This window comes from Alistipes sp. CHKCI003 (genome assembly GCF_900021155.1).
In the GTDB taxonomy this organism is placed as follows: domain Bacteria; phylum Bacteroidota; class Bacteroidia; order Bacteroidales; family Rikenellaceae; genus Alistipes; species Alistipes excrementavium.
Genome location: NZ_FCNT01000073.1, coordinates 1 through 21,474 on the forward strand (window position 1 = coordinate 1; position 21,474 = coordinate 21,474).

The following is a 21,474-nucleotide window of genomic DNA, read 5'->3' on the forward strand; positions in this document are numbered from 1 at the left end:
ACCCTCGCAAACACGACATACACGATGTGATTCTGATGGAAGAACTCCTGCATGCCTATCAATATCAGGTGATGGGGCGGGATATATATGCCCGACAGATGAATTGCGAAATCGAAGCCAAATTGGGGTGGTATATGTACAGACTGAGGATCGGACAGACGGATAAATTAAGCCGACAACTTGGCTACAACATGGATAATTCGTTTTACATCATGGCGACCGCCGTACGCTCCGGAATAATTGATTCTGAAATAGGTTCGGAACTATTTATGAGCGGTTACATTACGGCCTATTCCGATCTAAATTACATAAAGAGTTATAGAGGAAACACATTTTCGGATGATATAAATATCGAATATTTGTTGCATTTAATGAGAGACTGTTAAAATTCAAAATCATGAAAAAGATAATTATTTTCACTATATTGTCCATGATAGGTGTCGGCGGGATCGCTCAGAACTATTATAAGGACGGAACTCAAGTCTGTTCAAACGGAATCACGTACGATGTAAAATTAAACCCCATAACCATGCACTTGAACAACAAAGCCAACGCCTTAATTTACGGTACATGGACTTTTCTGAATGGTACGAAAATCGAATCGGACGAAGACGAGGATTATTTGAATACGAATATCGAATTTGATGAAAACTCTTTCAAGGAAGCACTCAGAAAGACTTTTACGAAGGCGGAATTCGACAAACTACACGCAGTCGACGAAATAAAGTTCACCATTTATTGTGTAATCGACAATAATCTGAAAATTAGTGAATTAGTATTCAACATGTCCATCTATGAAGATCCGATTTTCCTGCAGATTCCTCCGGCCAAATATGCGCTGCTGGAAAAGAACATCAAGAAGTACGTGAAGATCGAAGCTAACGAATATGCCAAAAAATTCAAATACATGCACGCCACCAAATTCGTCGATTTCTCGAAAATTCAGATCGACTACGGCACCACCTCTCCGGGCGTGTACGTCAAGCCCGTATCGTAGCGGAAGCGAAAATAGAAAAATCAGCAAACACCGAAGGGCGGGACGACGCGCACGGCATCTTTTTCTCCGGGAGATTGCCGGTACGATTGAAACGAATTCAGTGCGAATAATGAAAAAAACAGCAATTTTCCTGAGCGTTTCGTTGCTTGCGGTTCAAGCGAGCGCACAAGAATATTACCATGACGGAGTGGAGGTCTGTTCGAACGGCATCACTTATGATGTTAAATTGAATTTCTTAGCATTAATTTTGACGAACAAGGCCAATTCCTTAATATATGGCACTTGGACTTATCCGGATGGTTCGATCATCAAATCGGACCATGACGAAAATTTACTTAATACCGAATTGGAATTCGAAGAGAATTCTTTTAAGGAAGCGCTCAAAAAGACCTTCACAAAAGCGGAATTCGATAAATTGCACGCTGTCAATGGAATCAAATTCAACATTTACTGTGTAATCGACAATGATCTGATTATTCGTGAATTGGATTTTTATATGTCCATCTATGAAGATCCGATTTTTCTGCAGATTCCGCCGGCGAAATATGCGTTGTTGGAAAAAAATATCAAGAAGTACGTGAAGATCGAAGCTAACGAATATGCCGAGAAATTCAAATACATGCACGCCACCAAATTCGTCGATTTCTCGAAAATTCAGATCGACTACGACTCCGAAACTCCCGGACTATACACGAAGCCCGCATCGCAAAAGGGCCCATAACGGAAAAGGGCTCTCCAACAAATCTTAGACACCCCTTTTTTTATTCGTATGCTATTCGGGAACTTTTCCGAATACGCAATTCTCAGAGCGTTAAAGAAACTTGTCAGACAGCCCTCCGGATTCCGCAACACGGTCCGCTGCCGTCAGGCGTACTTGAAGGTCGACTCGTCCGAGACGGTCAGCTTTTTGCGGCCTTTCGCACGGCGCGAAGCCAGCACTTTGCGTCCGTTGGCGGTAGCCATTCTCTGACGGAATCCGTGCTTGTTGATTCTCTTCCGGCGCGAAGGCTGGAAAGTTCTTTTCATTGCCATAGCTATCTCGTTTTTGTTGTTTTTGCGCGCTTTGCGGATTGCAAAGGTATAGCAATTTTCGGTATTTACAAAAAAAACGGTGAATTTTGTTCGACCGGTTCTCGCCCCGGCATAGCCTGCACGTGCGTCCGCCTATGTATTTCGGCTTAATGAAAAAGCGCCTTTTTGCCGCAGACCGCCCCCCCCTCCGATCCTCTGGCGGGGCTCCCGCGTCAGGCGCCGCCTGACGGAAACGCGCCGCCGTCCATCGTCGTCTGCGCCCCTTCAGGACTGTCCGGCTCTTGCGAGCCCTGTTCCTCGCTCTATTCCGGTTTGAAAAGATCCACTTCGCCCCGCTCCACTTTGCGGTGCATGTCGGCGAGTTCGGCCACTACGGGCGAGATCAGTTCGAGCGTATCCGCAACGGCCTGTTTGTCGCCCTGTCCCTTGATGCGGTAGAGCATCGCGGCATAGAGCGCGCGGAACAGGAGTTCCGTGTCGCTCATACCCGGATTGCCCAGAATCTCGCGCAGTCGCGGCAGCTGCGGTTCGAGCCGCGCCCACGTGAGGCGGTAGTGCTCGCCTGCGGGCAGTTTGAGCAGTTGCAGATGCAGGTCGTGCAGGTCGGCGATCAGGTGGAGCGTGTGTTCGAGATGTCCTTTTTCCTCCTTGCCCTCCTCGCGGAGCAGGTTGACGAGGTCCATGTACCACAGCAGATGGACGTGTTTCTGCTCCTCGGGAATATCCTTGCGGGGTGCGACGAGCTGCGAGAAAACGGCTTCGGGGCTGAACTGAAGAGCCCGCAGGAGGTCTTCGAGCTGCCACAGGTAGAGGATGTATTCGGCGATGTTTTCGCGCCGTTTGGCTTTTGCGATGTCCATGTCTTTTATTTGATCCAGTTGATCGCTCCGTTGTGCCGCAGGAAGTATTGCTGCGATTTGAGCAGGTTGCGCGACTGGAGCACCATGCTCTTCGTTTCGTTGAGAATCGTCAGATACAACATGCTTGCCTTCGTGTTCGAGCGGGCGTTGTTGATGCGGGTCAGCTCCGATTTGATGGCATCGGCGATCGACTCGAAGAGCTGGTCGCGCAACGAGAGCACCATCTCGATGTCCGAGAAATCGCCCGTGCGCAGCATGTTGTTGATGTGGCGGTAGATGGCCTCCACCTCGTCGTTGATGTGCATGAGGTCCTCGGTCTGCTCCTTCGAGAGGCCCTCGTGATTGTTGTCGATGTGCTCGAAGGCCGGTCGCGTGATGTGCATCAGCGCCTTGGTCATTTCGTTGAGGTAGTCGACCACCTGCACGTAGTAATGCGCCGCATCGACGTCGCCGCTTTGTAGCTTCTTGAGCGTCGGCATGAGCGAATATTTACGCTCGCGCGATTGGTAGAAGAGTTCGTTCGACTCGCGGACCATGTCGCGCAGCACCTTGCGGTTCTCCTTGAAGACGGCGATCAACGTGCGGTCGTAGATGCGGGTGGTGCACTCCATCGTGCGGCACACTTCGTCGGTCAGTTCCGAAATGATGGCTTCGGTGGTCTGGGGCTTGCGGGCGGCCGCATCGGTCTTGCTTTCCTTTTTCTTGGACAGATTGCTGTGGACGAGCATATAGCCGCACAGAAGCGTGATGACGACGAATGCGACCGTGCCGCCGTAGATCAGCGCGAGACCTACGACGAAGGCGATCAGGAATCCGCCGAGTGCCGTTACGAACCAGCCGGCCACGACGGTCATCACGCCCGAAATGCGGTAGACGGCGCTTTCGCGGCCCCATGCACGGTCGGCGAGCGACGTGCCCATCGCCACCATGAAACAGACGTAGGTGGTCGAAAGAGGCAGTTTGAGCGAGGTGGCCATCGAGATCAACAGTGCCGAAGTCGTCAGGTTGACCGTGGCGCGGATCATGTCGTAGGGGGCTCCGCTGTGCTCCACGTCCTCGAATTCGAAACGGCGGGCGACGGCTTCGCGGAACTTTTCGGGGAAGAGGCGTTCGATCCCCGCATTGATGCCGAGGGCCGCACGGACGATCGTCCGCGAGAAGACCGACGAGCCGTACTGCTGCGTCCCCTCGTCGTCCTGTGCCGAGAGCGAGATCTCGGTCTCCGTAACGTGCATGGCCTTTTTCGAGGTCCAGAGCGTGAGGATCATCACGCCGCCCGCAAGCAGCAGAATGCCGAAGTTCGCAGGTACGTTTTCGTTGAGCGCTTCCATGAGCATCGAAGGATCGGCCGCATGACGGGCGATGGAATAGGCGTCGAAACCCGCCACGGGAACGCCGATGAAGTTCACCAGATCGTTGCCGGCAAAAGCGAGCGCGAGGGCGAACGTGCCCGAGAGGATCGTGATGCGCAGGATGTTCGCCTTCAACCGCTGGAGGATGAAAAGAACGAGGCTGCATGCCGCCCAGCAGAGAAAAATCGAGAGCAGCAGGTGACGGTCGACGAATTCGGTGAAAGGGTCGCCCTCCAAAAGATTCTTCAGGCCCTTGAATACGGCGAAATAGACGATCGCCGTGAGCGAGGCGCCGCACCACAGGGAGCCGAAACGCCGGAAGAGCGCCATGTAGCGGAACGTGAAGATGACCCGCGAGAGGTACATCACGATGGTGCCGCAGGTGAAGGCGATGACCACCGAGAGCAGAATGGCCGAGACGATGCCCATCGCGCGCGATGTATTGATGAATTGGCCTAGATCGCCTGCGCCGATCGCGGGATCGTTCGAAATCTTATAGATCGAAACGGCGATGGCCGACCCGAGCAGACAGAAAATGAGCGAAACGGTGGTCGAGGTCGGGAGACCCCACGAGTTGTAGAGGTCCAGCAGGATGATGTTGGCGAACATGACGCCGAGGTAGAGCATCATGACTTCGTGGAACGTGAAGAGCCCGGGGTTGAACATGCCGCTGCGGGCCACCTCCATCATGCCGCTCGACGTAACCACGCCGACGATGATACCCGCCGAAGCGACCAGCAGAATCGTGCGCATGGTTGCGGCCTTGGAACCGATTGCGGAGTTGAGGAAGTTGACGGCGTCGTTGGTAACGCCCACGAAAAGACCTGAGACTGCGAGGATACCGAGAATAACAACGATAACGGTGTATATTTCGCTCATAGGGTGTCGGATTTGGGAACAAAATTACACCATTTTTTCGGTCGTCGCCGGATTTTCACGGATTGTTAACAATAATTTAATACTGTGCGGGGGGGCGGAACATAAAAGCGGCGGCAGGGTGGGAGCATGCCGGGTGACGCCTCGGATAAACGGGATGCGCTCCCTTTCATGTAAAACAAATCTGCCGCCGCAAATCGCAACGATTGCAGCGGCAGACAGCGGCGTCACTTCTGAATATTTCGGGGCCGGCGGTTATTCGAAAAGGGCGACACTGCGATATAATCTCAAGGTTCTGGAATAACCCGTATCGAAAGCAACACAGTGCGCCCTTAGGGCACAGAGTGCATCTCTTTCGATTTTTCAAATTTTCCAGATTTAGAGATTAAAGATGCAATCGCAACTCACATTGCGTATATATAAAGAACTTTTGCGGTATTCAAACCGCAGACAAAGGTATGAATAAGTCCCGAATTAGCAACCGACGCCGCGTATATGCGCTTCAAATAAGCTCGAACGTGTTATGATTCCGCCTTTGAGGAATGTTCTCGCCCGCGGTGCGGCCGGAGCCGGACTTGACGTCGGCCGCCCGGACGGGTTTGCGCCGGCGCATGCGTCTGCGGCACTGCCTGCGGAAGCGCCCGACCGTTGTTCCTGCAAGCGTTCGCGCTCAGCCCCCCCCCGCCGGGAGGCGGCGGTCTGCATGAAAGGAGAGGAGGCTGTCCCGACAAGTCTTAGACAGCCCCCTCCCTCCCATCATTCGTGCTGCCATTCGGGAGTTTTCCCGAACAGGCAATGCTCTCAAAGGGTTAAAAATACTTGTCGGACAGCCCCTCTCCGAACGTGTCGCAGCGCGCTCACTCTTCGTCGGTGTCGGTATAGGCTTTGAGCAGTTTCTCCTGCACGTCGGCGGGCACCTGTTCGTAGGAGGCGAACTTCATCGAGTAGGTGCCCGACCCCGAGGTGAGCGAAGAGAGCGTGGTCGAGTAGCGGTAGAGCTCGGCCAGCGGCACGCGGGCGTTCAGCCGGTCGAATCCCTTGTCCGATTCCATGCCTTCGATCATGGCGCGGCGGTTTTGCAGGTCGCTCATCACGGCGCCCATGCAGTCGCTCGGCACGAGCACCTCGACCGAATAGATCGGCTCCATGATCTTGGGCCCCGCATTGCGGAAAGCCTCCTTGAAGGCGTTGCGGGCGGCCAGCTTGAACGAAATTTCGTTCGAGTCCACGGGGTGCATCTTGCCGTCGTAGACCACCACGCGGATGTCGCGGGCATAGGAGCCCGTGAGGGGGCCTTCGTCCATCTTCTCCATGATTCCCTTGAGGATGGCGGGCATGAAGCGTGCGTCGATGGCGCCGCCGACGATGGCGCTGTAGAATTGCAGCTTGCCGCCCCACGGAAGATCGTACTCCTCTTTGGTCTTGACGTTCACGACCAGTTCTCCCCTGCCCGGCACCTTGTAGTTCTTGGGTTCGGGCATCCCTTCCGCATAGGGTTCGACGATCATGTGCACCTCGCCGAACTGTCCGGCGCCGCCCGACTGTTTCTTGTGGCGGTAGTCGGCCTGAGCGACGCGGGTGATGGTCTCGCGGTAGGGAATGCGCGGCGCCGTGTAGTCGAAGGCGATCTTGTTTTCGCTGAGGATGCGCGAGCGCAGGATGTTCAGGTGGTGTTCGCCCTGTCCTTGGACGATGGTCTGTTTGAGCTCTTTCGAATAGTCCACCAGAATCGTGGGGTCTTCGTATTTGGCGTCGTTGAGGAGCTTGCCGAGCTTCTCCTCGTCGTTCTGCTCCTTGGCCTTTACGGCGGCGCGGTAGCGGGGTTCGGGGAAGACGATCGGGTCGATCCGCACGGGGGAGGAAGGGGCGCAGAGCGTGTCGTTCGTGCGCGTACCCTTGAGTTTCACCGTGCAGCCGATGTCGCCGGCCGAGAGTTCCGTTACCTTGATGCGGTTCTTGCCCGCCACGGCGAAGAGCTGCGAGATCTTCTCCTTGTTGCCCGTGCGGGGATTCAGAAGCTCGGCGCCTTCGGCGAGCCTGCCGCGGATCACGCGGAAGTAGCTGATCTCGCCGATATGCTGTTCGAGCTGGCTCTTGAAGACGAACGCCACGGCCGGCTGCTCGGCGTCGGCATCGATCTGCTCGCCCTCGACCGAGAGGAATTTGGGCGCTTTGAGCGGCCCGGGTGCGACGTTGATGACGAACTCCATCAGACGCTTGGTGCCGATGTCGCGCTTGGCGCTCGTGCAGAAGATCGGCATCAGCTCGCGTTTCGAGAGTCCGATCTTGAGCCCTGCACGGATGTCGTCCTGCGTGAGGGTCCCCTTGTCGAAATAGAGTTCCATGAGGGCCTCGTCGTGCTCGGCGGCCATCTCGACCAGCTCCTTGTTGAGCGCCTGTGCGCGTTCGAGCTCCTCGGCCGGGATGTCGAGCTCCTCGCGGTGGCCGTCGTGGTCCTTGAAGCGGTACATCTTCATCAGCAGCACGTCGATGAAAGCGTCGAATCCCGCCCCCTGATCGACCGGATACTGCACGAGGACGGGCTTCACGCGCGAAGCGGCCTTGATCGACTCGTAGGCCGCCTCGAACGAAGCCTTGTCGGCGTCGAGCTGGTTGATGACGCCGATGACGGGTTTATTCAGTGCGCGGGCGTAGCGGGCCTGAATCTCGCTGCCGACTTCCCAGCCGTTCTGGGCGTTGAAGAGGAAGATCCCGACGTCGCCCACCTTGAAGGCCGAGAAGAGGCTGCCGCAGAAGTCGTCCGATCCCGGGCAGTCGATGATATTGAGCTTGCGGTCCATGAACTCCGTGAAGAGGATGGTCGAGTAGATCGAACGTTTGTATTCGTGTTCGATGTCCGTATTGTCCGAAAGCGTGTTGCCGGTTTCGACACTGCCTCTGCGGTCGATGACTTTGCCCTCGAAGGCCATCGCTTCGGCAAGGGTTGTTTTTCCCGTGCCCGGAGCGCCGATCAGTACGATGTTCTTGATCTCTTTGGCTGAATAGTTTTTCATATAGCTCGAAGTTTTAGGTTTTGCGGCGGCGTTCATTCGGTAAAAGAAATTTGCCGACTGATAAATATACGAAAAAATCGGGAAAACAAACGCCGGACGCGAAAAAACCGTTCATCCGCAAAAAAATCCGGCTCGGGTTCCCGCACGCGCCCCGGCCGCCGCGCACCTTCCCCGGCCGCCGCCGGAGCGGCAGCGAAGAGCGCTCCGCGAAGCGGAAACGACGGACTGCCGCCATCGGCGGCGACGCCGGACCGCTCCGGACGCGGAGTGCGCGGGGATATAAAAAATCACCTCATATTATAATGAGGCGATCGTTCCGCTTCGCAAACGGGTCTCCGGCCGTCATTGCGCCGCGTATTCCGCCAGTACGGGTGCGATCGTCCGCTCCAGCAGGGCGTAGCCCTCCGCATTGAGATGTACGCCGTCCGTCGTATACTCCGCCCGCATCGACCCGTCGGAAGCCGCCAGCGGCGTGTGGCAGTCCACCCATTCGATGCCGCGGGTCCCGGCATATTCGCGCAGGCGGGCGTTCACCGCTGCGATTCGCGCCGGCACGTCCTCGATCTCCGGCCGCCACGGATAGCTTCCCGCGGGCAGGATCGTGCAGAGGATGGGCTCGATGCCGTTCGCGCGAGCCAGTTCGGCCATCGAAACGATATGATCGGCGATGCGTTCGAGGGGTGCGTAGCCGTCGTTGCGGGCGATGTCGTTCGTCCCGCCGAGAATCACTACGGCCCGGGGATGCAGGTCGATCGCATCGGCGCGGAACCGGCAGAGCATCTGTCCCGTTACCTGTCCGCCGATGCCGCGGCAGGCATAGCCGTTGGCGGCGAAAAACTCCGGGTCGGCGTCATCCCACTGGTCGGTGATCGAGTCGCCCATGAAGACGACGGAGGGTGCCTTCTGCAAGGCGGCATTGGCGGCGGCATAGCGGCCGAATCCGGCCCAGTCGGGCCCGTCCTGCGAGGCGAGTGCGAGCGGTGCGAACAACGCTGCGGCGAGGATGAGGAGTCGTTTCATAGCGATTTATACAAAATGCTGATTCGTTGCCGATTGCGGGCCGGCGATCCCGGTATCGTGTATCTCTCCGGCATCCCGCCCGCTGCGGTTCGCCGGGGCGGGCGAATATTCGGCGCACTGCATTCGGCAGCCCCGATGCACCGATCCGTCCTGCCGATCCGCTACTCCGTCTCGCGGGTCCGCTCCGCCTGCCGTCCGCCCGCAAGGCTGCCGCCGCGGCCGCAGGGAGGCGGGGAACCCGGAGTTCCGGACTGCGGTCCGGCGCCGGGCATAATCACGGGAACCGGCGGCAGCGGCGGGGCGGACAGGTCTCTCCCGCCCGCATTTCGACGGCGGAACGGCCGCCGGCCGAGGCGGCGATCGCGGCGTCCCGGATCAGGTATCTTCTACTTTTGTTCGTGGTTTTCGAAGATTTCGTTCAAGGTTTCGGTCAGCCGTTCGGCAGCATGCGCCAGCGCCTCGGGCGAAGGCGCTTCGCCGGCATAATGCGACGCAACGCGGATCTCGCAACACCGCACGCCCAACGCCTCGCACACGGCCGTCAGCGCCGCCCCTTCGCGGCTCACGACCTGCGGATGCGCTCCGCGTGCGGATGCGGAACGAAAGGAGGACGGCACCCCGCCGGAGCTGCAAACGACGGCTCCGGGGCCGGCTGCCGATGTGTCGCCGCGTGGGCTGCTGCCGGCTGTCGGAAGATCGTCTGCGGCATAAAATCCGCAGCAGGTCGGAGGATCGTATTCCTCGGCCGCTTCGGCGTGTGGTCCCGAGGCGAACGGATCGCCCGCAGCGGCTTCGGCGGCGGACACCGGAGTGTCGTCGGAAAGGTCGTCGCCGGTCGTCGGGAAACCGGCCGCTGCCTCAGCGTCCGTCTCCGCCGTCTCTTTCGCCCGAATATCGCAGCCCGCGCACTGCACCGCCGTCTGCGCGCTGCATCCGGTCGCTTCGGGCAGGTCGGTTGCGGGATCGGTCCGGTAGATCCGTCGTTCTGCGGCGGCGAGCTCCGCTTCGAACCGGCTCGTAACCTCCACCGCTTCGCCGAGAGGCAGCATGCGGTCGCAGGCCGCAGCCGTTCCCGCCAGCACGACGAGGTGCGGTTTCCGGGCCTTCACGGCCCGCACGACCGCGGCGGCGGTTTGGACCGGGCCGCGGCCGGAGATGAAGACCGGCACGTGCGGTTCGGAGAGCAGGAAGCCTTTGGCCTCCTCGACGGTCGGAAAAAGGACGACGATTCGCATAGGCTGTTTTCAGACGACTCTATTTTTAATATTCATTGCGATACCCTCCCGTTTCGTGTCGCCACTTTCCGATCCGCAGGCAGCCGAGGGGATGCGACCGGACCGGTGCGGGCCCTGCCCCCCTCCGCACCGGGCGACCGTCTGTCCGCACATGTTTCGGATAAGCCCGAAGCATGCGCATTCGCCGCGACGACACGAATCGGGATCGTCTCGTATGAATCTGTGCCGCACTGTAATTCCGCAGGTCGTCATGCGCCGTTTGCGAATCCTCCCCGTTCCGATCTCTTTCCGGAGGCGGAACTGCGTACCGATGCGCCGCCTGAACGGTGCCCGCGCCCGCAGTACGAGGCGATATACGATCGGAGGCCCCTGCAAATTCCGGACGTCGGTCATCGCTTCGGGACACCGTTTCTCGCAGCCCGCCGGACGAGCCCTTGCCGGTTCCGGCCGGCAGGCGCATTTACCTTCCGACGACGGCCTCCAGCTCCCCGACCGTTACGGGAATCTTCCGGTCGCCCAGCATGCGGCAGCCGCTCTCCGTTACGAGCAGGTCGTCCTCGATGCGGATGCCGCCGAAATCGCGGTAGGCGTCGAGCGCTTCGTAGTCGACGATGCCCTTGTACTTGCCCTCGGCGCGGCACTTGTCGATCAGCGCGGGGATGAAGTAGAGCCCCGGTTCGTCGGTCATCACCGTGCCGGGTTCGATCCGCCATGCCGCACGGTAGATGCACGTACCCGATTGGGCGGCGCGGTCGGCGATCGGCGAGAAGTCGAAGCTGCGTTCGCCCATCGCCTCGCAGTCGTGGACGTCCATGCCCATGCCGTGTCCGAGCCCGTGGGGCATGAGCATCGTCATGGCGCCCGATGCCACGGCATCGGAGGCCGTGCCGCGGAGCAGCCCGAGCCCGATGAGCCCTTCGGCCAGTACGGTGCATGCCGCATTGTGGATCTCGGTGTACATCATGTGGGGTTTGACGATCTCCGCTACGCGGTCGTGGGCCGCCAGCACGATGTTGTAGACGTCCTTCTGCTTCTGCGTGAACCGTCCGCTCACGGGGTAGGTGCGCGTGTGGTCCGAGCAGTAGCCTTCGAGGCTCTCGCCGCCGGCGTCGCACAGCAGCAGACGTCCCTCCTCCAGCACTCCGTCGGCGTTGAGGTTGTGGAGCGTTTCGCCGTGCTGCGAGACGATCGAAGGGAACGACACGCCTTGTCCGCGGGATTTGGCCACCCCTTCGATGGCGCCCGCGATTTCGCGCTCGACGACGCCCGGGCGGCACATCCGCATGGCGGTGGTGTGCATTTCGTAGCCGATACGGAACGCCCGTTCGAGAGCTTCGACCTCTTCGGCGCTCTTCTTTTCGCGCATCTCGGCCACGGCCATCATCAGCTCCACCGACTTGTAGTCGTGGAGCATCGCGGGAGCGATCCCCAGCAGCGCCGAGAGCCGGAGCTTCGTCTCGCCGCGGTAGGGCGGCAGGTAGTGGACGCGGCGGCCGAGCGCGATGGCGCGGGCGATGCGTTCCGCGAGGCCGGCCAGCGGATGCGTTTCCGCGACCCCGGCTTTGGCGGCCTCTTCGCGGAGCGTGGGCTGGGGGCCGGTCCAGATGATGTCCTCTATCGTCAGGTCGTCGCCGTAGAGGGCCTCTTCGCCCGAGTCGGCGTCGATCACCCCCGCGAGCGACGGCGTATTCAGTCCGAAGTAGTAGCGGAAAGTCGAATCCTGCCGGAAGTAGTAGGCGTTGTTGGGATAGTTGTTGGGCGAAGCCTCGTTGCCCGGGATCAGGATCAGCCCCGATCCGATCTTGTTGCGCAGGGCCTCGCGGCGCACTGCATAGGTTTTGGATGGAAACATGGTATGTTCGTTTTATAAGGATTATCGGAGTTGTGTCCCCTCAAAGATACGAATAAGTCGGGCGCAAAAGCAAATTTATTTGCATTTTGCCGAGCGGGAATATCTGAGCCGAAGCCGAAGATACGAAAAAAGGAGACCCGGGCGCCCGGGTCTCCGCACACGATTATGAACTTTTTATTTCGAAATAACGCTCTTTTTCCTGCTGTTTTCGGGCCGGAGCGGCATCCCGCTGCGACCGGACCGGGCCGCTGCCGTCGGAGCCCCGGGCCGTTCGTCCGGCCCGGTTCCGGGCGTATTGCCGACGACGAGGCAAAGGTAATATAAAATTATTTGAAAAACAAATAAAATTTATTGTTTTACGATAATTTTTTATGGTTATCCGAAAATACCATCACAAATTCGGTGTCTTGCGAGGTCGTGCGGCGGCGCACACGGATGTATCGCCCTCGCGGCGGCGGCCCGACAACTCGAACGGCCTCTCCGAGAATCGCCCGCACGGAAAACTTCCGAACAGCAGGACGAACGGAAACAGGCTGTCTGCGACGTGTCAGGCGGGTCTCTGCGATCGCCCGCCCGCTGCCCGAAAAGTGCCGTATTCCGTATCGCAAGGGGGGCGGGTACCGGACGGGAGGGGCGGACGGGCGCCCCTTCCGATGCCTCCGCAGAGGCCGCCGAAAGGGGCTCCCCGCCAAGAGGAGAGCGGCGCAGACCCGGATATTCGCGGCTGCGCATCCGCATTCACGCCGAAGGCGGGCATCGTTCGGAGCACTGCACGCAGCCGCACAGGGCCCGCGCGCACGCGGTGCCGGAGGGCAGCGTCCGGGGCATCGGGCCTCGCGGAGCGGAAAGCAGCTTGAGGACGCCTATCGTTTCCTGCGTGCAAGTCCTTCGGGCAGCGGGAGCGAGAGGCGCGAACCGCTCACGACGGCTCCGAGCAACGCGAAGCAGGCGGCGATCACGAGGGCCATGTGGGTGCTGCTCTCGGGCGTGAGGTGGAAGAGCAGCGCCACGAGGGCGGCGCCCGTAGTCTGACCGACGAGGCGGGCCGTGGCGAGCATGCCGCTGGCCGAGCCGCTGCGTTCGGGCGGTGCCGAAGCGATCAGGATGCTGTTGTTGGGCGACTGGAAGAGCCCGAAACCGGCGCCGCAGAGGGCCAGCCGCCAGACGATGCCGGCGCGCGAGGGCGCTTCGGGCAGGAAGGCCAGCAGAAAGAGCCCGCCGGCCATCAGCAGCAGACCGGCGCCTCCCAGCGCACCGGCATGGATGCGCTCGACCAATATGCCTGCCAGAGGCGCCACGACCATGATGACGGCGGGCCATGCCGTCATTAGCAGTCCCGTCTGCACGTCGTCGTAGTCGAAGACCCCCTGCAAATAGAACGGAAGCGACACCATGGCGAGCATCTGCGCGAGGAACGAACAGACCGACGTAAGGACCGAGACCGAGAAAATCGGGATGCGCAGCAGGTCGAACGGCAGGATGGGATAGGTCTCGTGCAGCTGGCTGCGGATGAAGAAGAAGCCCACGACGATGAGTGCGGCGACACCGACCGAGATCAGCCGCGGATCGAGACCGTGGGAGAAGCCTTCGACCGAGGCCATCAGGAGGCCGAAGGTGAGGGCGTTCATCAGGCCGTCGCGCCAGCGGAAACGGCGGTCGTGCACCTTGACGGGATTCTCGGGCAGATAGCGCCGGCTGAGCCACAGAGCGACGAACCCGACGGGGATATTCACCGCGAAGAGCCACGGCCAGTGGGCTACGGAGAGGATGCCGGCCGCGAGCGTCGGCCCCGCGACCGACGAGACGGCGACCACCGTGGCGTTGACGCCCATGCCTCGTCCGAGCTGGCGGCGGGGGTAGATCGTGCGGATCAGGGTGGTGTTGACCGAGGTGACGGCCGCGGCGCCGAAGCCTTGCAGGACGCGGGCCAGAACGAGCGTGGAGAACGAACCCGCGAGCGCGCAGGCCACCGACGAGACGGTGAAGAGCATCAGTCCGCCGATGTAGATTCGGCGGTAGCCGATTCGGTCGCCCAGCGCCGAGAAGGTGAGCAGCGAGACCATGATGGCGAGCTGGTAGGCGTTGACGATCCAGATCGAATCGGCCGACGAGATCCCCAGTTCGCCGGAGATGGTCGGCAGCGCGATGTTGGCGATGGCCCCGTCGAGCACCGAGAGACCGACGCCGAACGCGACGGCGGCGATGGCCCCCAGACGGCGCGGCATGGGCAGGCCGTCCCATGCGGATGTGTTGTGCGTAACTTCTTCTTTCATAGCATTTCAGAACGGGCGGCGGCCGAGCGGCTGTTTTCCGTCCGTCATACGTCGGTTTCGGCGCGCCGGTCGCTCCGGGACGGACCTGTTTCGGAGCTTATTCGGACCGTCGGGAGGATCTGTTTTGCCGTGCGGCCGCTCGCAGCCTCCGTCTCGGGGCGGGAGGTCCCTCCCCTCCCGGGCGAACCGGCAATGCGTACGAACGCAACCGTCTCCGCTTGCGGAACGCGATTGCTGAGAGACGGACCAGCCGGCGCCGGCGGCCGGGAGTTTTCCGGACGGTGCGGGCGTCGGTCTTTCGCACCCCGCATCGCACTTTCCCGGCCCGCAGCTTGCGGAGGTACGCCTCCGCACGGGCTCGTGAAAGGATACGTTTCACCGCGCGGACAGCTGCAGCGGAGACGGATTCGGAAAGGTCCGCAGCCGGCAGAACGGAGACGGCCCGCAGCGGATGCCCGAAGATTCCGTATCATGATGTCTCGCAACGATCGCCGGTTTTGCTGCCGACTGCGGTCGTTTACCATTCCGACCCCTGCCGGCCGGGGGCTTGCTTCTGCATGAGCCCCCCCCCGGTCGCCCGTTGCCGGATACGCTCCCTTCGTTCGGCCCCGCTCCTTGGGAAACCGGCGGGGACGGCTCCGGAACATGCGGACGGCGACAGGGCTCCGAATGCTGCTGGCGGACGAAATCAATGCGGCGTATTTTCAGGTGCGGTTCACCCGCACCCCGCCTGTTTCGGCATACCCCGCGCGATTCATCGCCGGCAGCCCGCACGGCCCGTGTTTCGTGCGGAACATCGTCCGTCTCGTGCGGCGGCGAACCGTCGGCATCGCCGGCGATGCCCTCCCCTCTCCAAAAAAACGGGCCGTCGGAGCGACCGCAGCACGGCAGATGCAGCCTACGCCCCTGCTGTTTCGGAACAGCCGCGCATGAGGCCGCGACCTGCATTCCTCCGGGCAGCATGTCCTCCGGTCCGCCGCGGGCGGATGCGTCCGCGGCCGAAATGCCGGATCGCCGGCCCGCATCCCGGCGTTCGGCGCCGCCGTCTTATTCCGCCTTTTCCATCTTGTAGAGTTTGTCGCCGCGCCGGATCAGGCCGGGCGTGCGGACGGCGCACAGCTCGCCCTGCACGGCCCGGGCGGCCGGATGTCCGTCCTCGCCCGCGTGCAGCGCTTCGACCCGCTGCTCGGCGACGCCCGTAGTGGGCCCCGTGAAGAAAACCTCGTCGCCCACGGCCAGCGGAGCCGCCTCGACGAGCACCTCCGCCACCGAGAGTTTCTTGTAGAAGTTGACGACCTTGCCGACATAGACCTTGCGCCGTGTGGCCGACGAGCCGTAGCGGGCGCTGTGTTCGACGGTAGGGCGTCCGGCATAGTAGCCCTCCCAGAATCCGCGGTTGAAGACCGTCGCCAGCTCCTGCTTGAGAGCGGCGGCGTATGCGGGCGTATAGGTGCCGGCTTCGAGGGCCCGCAGCGCCTTGTCGTAGCATGCGACCGTCCGCTTCACGTATTCCGCGCCGCGCGCACGTCCTTCGATCTTCAGCACGCTCACCCCCGCATCGAGGAAGCGGTCGAGGAAATCGACCGTACAGAGGTCCTTGGGCGAGAGCACGTACTGTCCGTCGATGTCGAGCGCCGCGCCCGTCTCCTTGTCCGCGACGGTGTACCTGCGGCGGCAGAGCTGGCGGCACGAACCGCGGTTGGCCGAGCAGCCCGTCTCATGGAGCGAGAGGTAGCACTTGCCCGAGATGGACATGCAGAGCGCTCCGTGGGCGAACATCTCGATCTTCACCCGTTCGCCCTTCGGGCCGCGGATGTCCTCTTCGTCGATCGCGCGGCGGATGCGGGCGATCTGATCGAGCGACAGCTCGCGCGCAAGCACCGCCACATCGGCCCACTGCGCGTAGAATTTCAGAGCCTCGACGTTCGAAATGTTGCATTGGGTCGATATGTGGACCTCCACTCCCGCGCGGCGGGCGCAGAGGATCGCCGCCATGTCCGAGGCGATCACCGCGTCGATCCCCTCGGCGCGTGCGCGGCGGACGGTGTCGCGGAGCGTATCCATCTCGTCGTCGTAGACGATCGTGTTGACCGTCAGATAGGTCTTCACGCCGCGGGCGCGGGCCGTGCGGACGATCGCGGCGAGGTCGTCCGGCGTGAAGTTGGCGGCCGAGCGGGCCCGCATGTTGAGCGCTCCGATGCCGAAATAGACGGCGTCGGCGCCCGCGTCGATCGCGGCCGCGAGGGCTTCGTAGCTCCCCACGGGAGCCATGATCTCTATGTCGCTGCGTTTCATATCGCGTCGGTTCATTCCGTGTGCTCCGCCTCTCCGGCCCGATCGCGGCGGTTACCGCCGCCCGACCGGAGAGGCGCCGCGGGAGACTTATTTCGTCCGGCCCATCAGTCCCGCGGCGTATTCGCGCATCCGCTCCGTGCGTCGGCGCTCGACGTCCAGCGTATCCAGAAGTCCCAGCGCCCGTTCGAACTTGAGGGATATTTGCTGTTCGACGAGGCGCGGGATGTCGTATTTGTCGTACACGGCCTTCACGGCCGCGATCTTCTGTGCATCGCTCAGCGCCGGGTCCTTGTAGGCCGAGCGCAGGATGTCGCGGTCCTCCTCCGTCGCGCGGCTCATGGCCGTGATCGTCAGGTAGCTCTTCTTGCCTTCGAGGATATCGCCTCCGATGGGCTTGCCCAGCCGTTCGTCTCCGTAGCTGTCCAGCAGATCGTCCTGCAGCTGGAACGCCAGCCCCAGCTCCACGGCGAACCGCCGGAGCGTGCGGCAGTCGGCGCCGCCCGCGCCGCCGAGGATCGCACCGATCGTAACGGCGCCGCCCAGAAGCACCGAGGTCTTCAGTTCGATCATGCGCATGTACTCCACCACCGTAACCTTTTGCCGCTCCTCGAAGTCCATGTCGTACTGCTGCCCTTCGCACACGCCGATGGCCATGTCGTTGAAAGTCGAGAGTATGCGGGGAAGCACGGGCGCCGGGACCTCCGCGAGCAGCCGGTAGGCGCAGATGAGCATCGCGTCGCCCGAGAGGATCGCCACGTTGCGGCCCCACTTGGCATGCACGGAGGGTTTGCCGCGGCGCAGCGCGGCATTGTCCATGATGTCGTCGTGCAGCAGCGTGAAGTTGTGGAACACCTCGACGGCCGCAGCCGCGGGCATGGCCGGCGCCGTGTCGTCGGTGAAGATGCCGCAGGCGAGCATCAGCAGCATGGGCCGCAGGCGTTTGCCGCCGCCTGCGAGCGAGTAGCCGATCGGCGCATAGAGCCGCTCGGGTTCGGAGGGCAGTTCCCGCTGGGCCAGATAGTTCTCGATCGACGAGAGCAGACGTTCGTTGTCTAACATACGGTCAAGTGTCTTATTTATGCGGTTTAACGGTCCCAAAATTACGGAAAAACTTTGTAGGATGCGAATTTATCCCTAACTTTACCGAAAGATTTTTAACCAAACCAAGAATCCTGTCTATGAAAAAACTCGCAATCGGTGTAGATATCGGAGGTATCAACACGGCTTTCGGCGTGGTCGACGAGAACGGCGATCTATATGCCGAATCGGTCATTTCAACCAAGAAATACCCGAATTTCGAGGATTATACCGACTATGTGAAGGACCTGTGCGTGGCGATGCATGCCATGGCCGACAGCCTCTCGTTCGAATACGAGCTGGTGGGCATCGGCATCGGCGCTCCGAACGCCAACTACCATAAGGGGACGATCGAAGCTCCGGTCAACCTGTGGCGCTTCTCGCCCAAGGAGAGCAACCCCGACGACAGCCGTCGGATCTTTCCGCTGGCGAAGGACATCGGCGAATGCTTCCCGGGCGTGAAGATCCTGATGACCAACGACGCCAATGCCGCCACGATCGGAGAGATGGTCTTCGGCAACGCCAAGGGCATGAAGGACTTCATCATGATTACGCTCGGGACGGGTCTCGGCTCGGGTTTCGTCGCCAACGGCGAAATGATCTACGGCAACGACGGCTTCGCAGGCGAACTGGGCCATGTGATCGTCGAGCGGGGCGGCCGCCAGTGCGGCTGCGGCCGCTACGGCTGTCTGGAGACCTATGTCTCGGCGACGGGCATCAAGCGCACCGTATTCGAGCTCATGTCCAAGATGAACATCCCGAGCAAGATGCGCGAGACGGCTTTCGAGGATTTCGATGCGTCGATGATCTCCGCGGCCGCCAAGCAGGGCGATCCCATCGCCGCGGAGGCATTCCGCTATACGGGCGAGATGCTCGGCCGTGCGCTCGCGGACGTGGTTACGATCACCTCTCCCGAAGCGGTTTTTCTCTTCGGCGGACTCGCAAAAGCGGGAAAACTGCTTTTCGATCCTACGCAATGGTACATGGAGGAGAACATGATGGCCGTATTCAAGAATAAAGTGAAGCTGCTCCCCAGCGGCATTCAGGGCAAGAACGCCGCGATTCTCGGCTCCTCGGCGCTCATCTGGCAGAATTTGGGAAAATAGCGCGGCGCATGCGCTCCGGTCCCGAGCGTGCGGATGCCGCGGGGTGAGCGGCGAAAGAGGCTGTCCGACAAGTCGCGGACAGCCTCTTTTCATTCATTCCGTTTTCAGGGAGCGCAATTTACGGGCAGATGTTTCGGGGGGGGCCGGGGCGTACACGGCCTTCTTTCATCCGCCTCGTTCACGAAGCGGATTGTCGGATGGGCACTCCGGATGAGGCTGACGTGCGGAGATCGCTTTTCATGCTCCCCATGTTCAGGGTGTGCGTATTTTCGGGCAGGTTTTCCGGGGGGGGCGAGGAGCGGTCTTTTGCTATGGGTTCCGTCCCGTTTTGCAGCAACGGCCGCTCCGCAGCGCCAGCGGCAACCGTCGCATCGGGCGAGGCGCGTACTCCGCCGCATGGGGGCAAGAACGACAGACACAAAAGAAGGGGCTGTCTAACACGTTGTAGACGCCCCTTTTTCATTCGCACCGCTTTTCGGGAACTTTTCCGAATACGCAATTTTCGGAGGGTCAAAAAAACTTGTTAGACAGCCCCCCCTTTATTCGTACTGTTCCGGAAGTCTTCCCGAACGGGCGGTTCACGAAAGGTCGAAAAAATCGTCAGACAAGACCCTCTCTGCATTGGACCGGATGCGAAGCGCGAGTCGACGGAACGTTTTTCCTGCCGAACGCCCCCCCCCCGAAGCAGCGTCCGCCGCACGCCGCCCGTCAGCGGAGCACGATCTCGGACGAACCGATCAGGAACCCGTCGCAGAAGAGCTGCACCTCATAGGTGCCGGCCGTGAATCCCGTGTTGTTGTAGAAGATGCCTACGGGCAGATCTTGGTTCTGATAGTCGACGTCGCGCGAAGCCGAGTAGGTCAGCCGCTCGCCCTCGTAGGAGAAGGTCGCCTGATCGCTCGTGGCGAGCACATAGCCGTCGGGCGAGGTGATGCGGACGTAGATGGTCCGGTTGCCCGGGGTCGCCAGTTCGTTGGCCGTCAGCACGAAGTCGGTCCTCAGACGCGCGGCGTTCTTCACGCGCGTAACCTCCTTGCTCTTTTCGTTGAGCGGCACGAGACGGATGTCGCGGGCTTTGATGACCGAACCCGCACGCACCTTGTTGTCCAGCTCGGCGGCCTTCTCTTCGGCCATTTCGGCACGCATCTGGGCCGAAGAGATCTCCTTGCGGTAGGAGATGTTCTCGGTGATGAGTTTCTTGTTGAGCGTATTGAGCGAGTCGATCTGGCGGACATAGCCTTCGGCGATCGAACGCAGCAGTTTCACCTGACTCTGATATTCGCGGATTTTCGAGAGATTCCAGTTCCGCTCCTTCTTCAGGCGGTCCATGAGCGAATCGGCCCGCTGGCGTTCGAGGTGGAGGCTGGCGGTGATCGTGTCGTTGCTGATGCGCAGGTTGTCGTACTCGTCCATCACGCGGCCCAGATCGCTCTGGATCGAGTCGCGGTCGGCGCGCAACAGCTCGTTGTCGATCTTCTGCTGGCGGTGGATGCTGTAATAGAGTGCCGAAAGCGCCACGAGGATCACCGAGAGGATGATGATGACGATGCGATAGCCCCGCATCGCCTTGTCGGGATCGGGCCGCCGGCCGTAATCGTCCTCCCCGTACTCTTCGGGAGCGTATCCTTTGCTGTTCTCTTCCATGGCGTGAGCTTGTTTTTCTGCAAATATAGGAAAATTTATTTAATCAGGCTCGTTACGGGATATTTCAGCCCTTTGTAGCCCGAAATGTACGCCTGCACGCTTCCCACGCGCACGGGCGACTCCAGATAGAGCGGGATTTTGTTTTCGTCGTCCGAAATCCAGATCGTGAACTCGGTGCCGTCGGTGAACGAGAAGTTCTCCGAGGTGCCGAGCTGACAGGCGAAACGCAGGGTACGGTATTTTCCCATATTGCGTATTTTCTTCGTCTCGCGGCCTTCGAAGCGGTATTTGATGTCGCGCACGGTGTCTTGCAGGACCATCTGCAACGTCCTCACTTCGCCCGGAGTGAAGCTGTCGGGGTCGGCGCTGCGCATCCGGAAAAAGAGCGAGATGGCGTCGAGGCTCTCGTCGTCGAGAGGTATGCGCTTGGCCTGCGGCGGGTTCTTGCGGCTCTGCCAGCGGGTCGCGGCCACGTAGTTGTCCCAATCGTAGTCGTAGTGGCTCCAGAAGGTGTAGCTTCCCTCTTTCAGATCGCCTTCGAAACGCACGGGGCGCAGCGTGGCGGTGTCCGCACGCACGATGTAGCGGTCGTCCAGATCGAAAAACCAGCGGTAGGTGGGCAGCGTGCGGCCGTGGGCATCGACCGTGTAGACCGGCCGGCCGTTGTAGTCCTCCTGCGAGGTGGAGACCACCACGGCGCCCACCTCCGTATTGGGGAAGAGCTTGGCCTTGTAGCTCACGCGGTATTCGAGCACTTCGCCCGGGTGGTAGAACTGGGCGGCCGCCGCATAGGCCGCGAGGAGCGGTATCAGGGTAGATAAAAGTCGTTTCATATTCCGGT

16 protein-coding genes are annotated in these 21,474 nt (G+C 60.6%); 4 read left to right on the forward strand and 12 right to left on the reverse strand.

Annotated features, from left to right (window positions below; all coding sequences use genetic code 11):
• The 3 genes from BN3659_RS09445 to BN3659_RS09455 all read left to right on the forward strand — a co-directional run.
• Positions 1–386 (forward strand): hypothetical protein (locus BN3659_RS09445; RefSeq protein WP_216092802.1); only part of this gene is annotated, 386 nt, incomplete at its 5' end.
• 11 nt (positions 387–397) lie between these two features.
• Complete coding sequence (locus BN3659_RS09450) at positions 398–997, forward strand: DUF5043 domain-containing protein (protein WP_141682551.1); 600 nt, start codon at positions 398–400, stop codon at positions 995–997.
• Between the two features lie 109 nt (positions 998–1,106).
• Complete coding sequence (locus BN3659_RS09455; RefSeq protein ID WP_091536484.1) at positions 1,107–1,718, forward strand: hypothetical protein; 612 nt, start codon at positions 1,107–1,109, stop codon at positions 1,716–1,718.
• A 143-nt stretch (positions 1,719–1,861) separates the two neighbouring features.
• On the opposite strand, the gene rpmH is transcribed toward BN3659_RS09455, so the two are convergent.
• The 10 genes from rpmH to BN3659_RS09515 all read right to left on the reverse strand — a co-directional run bounded on the left by rpmH (position 1,862) and on the right by BN3659_RS09515 (position 17,865).
• Entirely contained in the window at positions 1,862–2,023 is a 162-nt protein-coding gene (gene rpmH, locus BN3659_RS09460; RefSeq protein ID WP_091536486.1) for a 50S ribosomal protein L34, read from the reverse strand.
• A gap of 308 nt (positions 2,024–2,331) precedes the next feature.
• Positions 2,332–2,889, reverse strand: coding sequence for a DUF4924 family protein (locus tag BN3659_RS09465; RefSeq protein ID WP_091536488.1), 558 nt, complete (start codon positions 2,887–2,889; stop codon positions 2,332–2,334).
• A 5-nt stretch (positions 2,890–2,894) separates the two neighbouring features.
• Entirely contained in the window at positions 2,895–5,120 is a 2,226-nt protein-coding gene (locus BN3659_RS09470) for an inorganic phosphate transporter (protein WP_091536489.1), read from the reverse strand.
• An 854-nt stretch (positions 5,121–5,974) separates the two neighbouring features.
• Complete coding sequence (locus tag BN3659_RS09475) at positions 5,975–8,131, reverse strand: elongation factor G (protein WP_091536491.1); 2,157 nt, start codon at positions 8,129–8,131, stop codon at positions 5,975–5,977.
• A gap of 342 nt (positions 8,132–8,473) precedes the next feature.
• Positions 8,474–9,151 carry a GDSL-type esterase/lipase family protein gene (locus BN3659_RS09485; RefSeq protein ID WP_091536495.1) on the reverse strand — a complete coding sequence of 226 codons (678 nt, stop codon included), beginning with the start codon at positions 9,149–9,151 and terminating at the stop codon, positions 8,474–8,476.
• Between the two features lie 386 nt (positions 9,152–9,537).
• On the reverse strand, positions 9,538–10,386 hold the full coding sequence (locus tag BN3659_RS09490; RefSeq protein ID WP_091536496.1) for a phosphorylase family protein: 849 nt from the start codon (positions 10,384–10,386) through the stop codon (positions 9,538–9,540).
• A gap of 460 nt (positions 10,387–10,846) precedes the next feature.
• A complete protein-coding gene (locus BN3659_RS09495) occupies positions 10,847–12,238 on the reverse strand; it encodes an aminopeptidase P family protein (protein ID WP_091536498.1) in 1,392 nt (463 codons plus the stop codon).
• Positions 12,239–13,101: 863 nt separating this feature from the next.
• The gene (locus BN3659_RS09500) at positions 13,102–14,463 is read right to left on the reverse strand and encodes an MFS transporter (RefSeq protein WP_091536515.1); all 1,362 of its coding nucleotides are present in this window, start codon (positions 14,461–14,463) and stop codon (positions 13,102–13,104) included.
• Between the two features lie 1,095 nt (positions 14,464–15,558).
• Entirely contained in the window at positions 15,559–16,806 is a 1,248-nt protein-coding gene (locus BN3659_RS09510) for a peptidase U32 family protein (RefSeq protein WP_091536501.1), read from the reverse strand.
• An 87-nt stretch (positions 16,807–16,893) separates the two neighbouring features.
• Positions 16,894–17,865 (reverse strand): polyprenyl synthetase family protein, encoded by a 972-nt coding sequence (locus tag BN3659_RS09515; RefSeq protein ID WP_091536502.1) that lies wholly within the window; start codon positions 17,863–17,865, stop codon positions 16,894–16,896.
• Between the two features lie 119 nt (positions 17,866–17,984).
• Here BN3659_RS09515 and BN3659_RS09520 point away from each other — a divergent pair, with 119 nt between their 5' ends.
• On the forward strand, positions 17,985–18,989 hold the full coding sequence (locus BN3659_RS09520; RefSeq protein ID WP_091536504.1) for an ROK family protein: 1,005 nt from the start codon (positions 17,985–17,987) through the stop codon (positions 18,987–18,989).
• Positions 18,990–19,697: 708 nt separating this feature from the next.
• Here BN3659_RS09520 and BN3659_RS09525 read toward each other — a convergent pair.
• Positions 19,698–20,633, reverse strand: coding sequence for a hypothetical protein (locus BN3659_RS09525; protein ID WP_091536505.1), 936 nt, complete (start codon positions 20,631–20,633; stop codon positions 19,698–19,700).
• 35 nt (positions 20,634–20,668) lie between these two features.
• Positions 20,669–21,466 carry a DUF3108 domain-containing protein gene (locus tag BN3659_RS09530; RefSeq protein WP_091536507.1) on the reverse strand — a complete coding sequence of 266 codons (798 nt, stop codon included), beginning with the start codon at positions 21,464–21,466 and terminating at the stop codon, positions 20,669–20,671.
• Positions 21,467–21,474 lie beyond the last annotated feature (8 nt).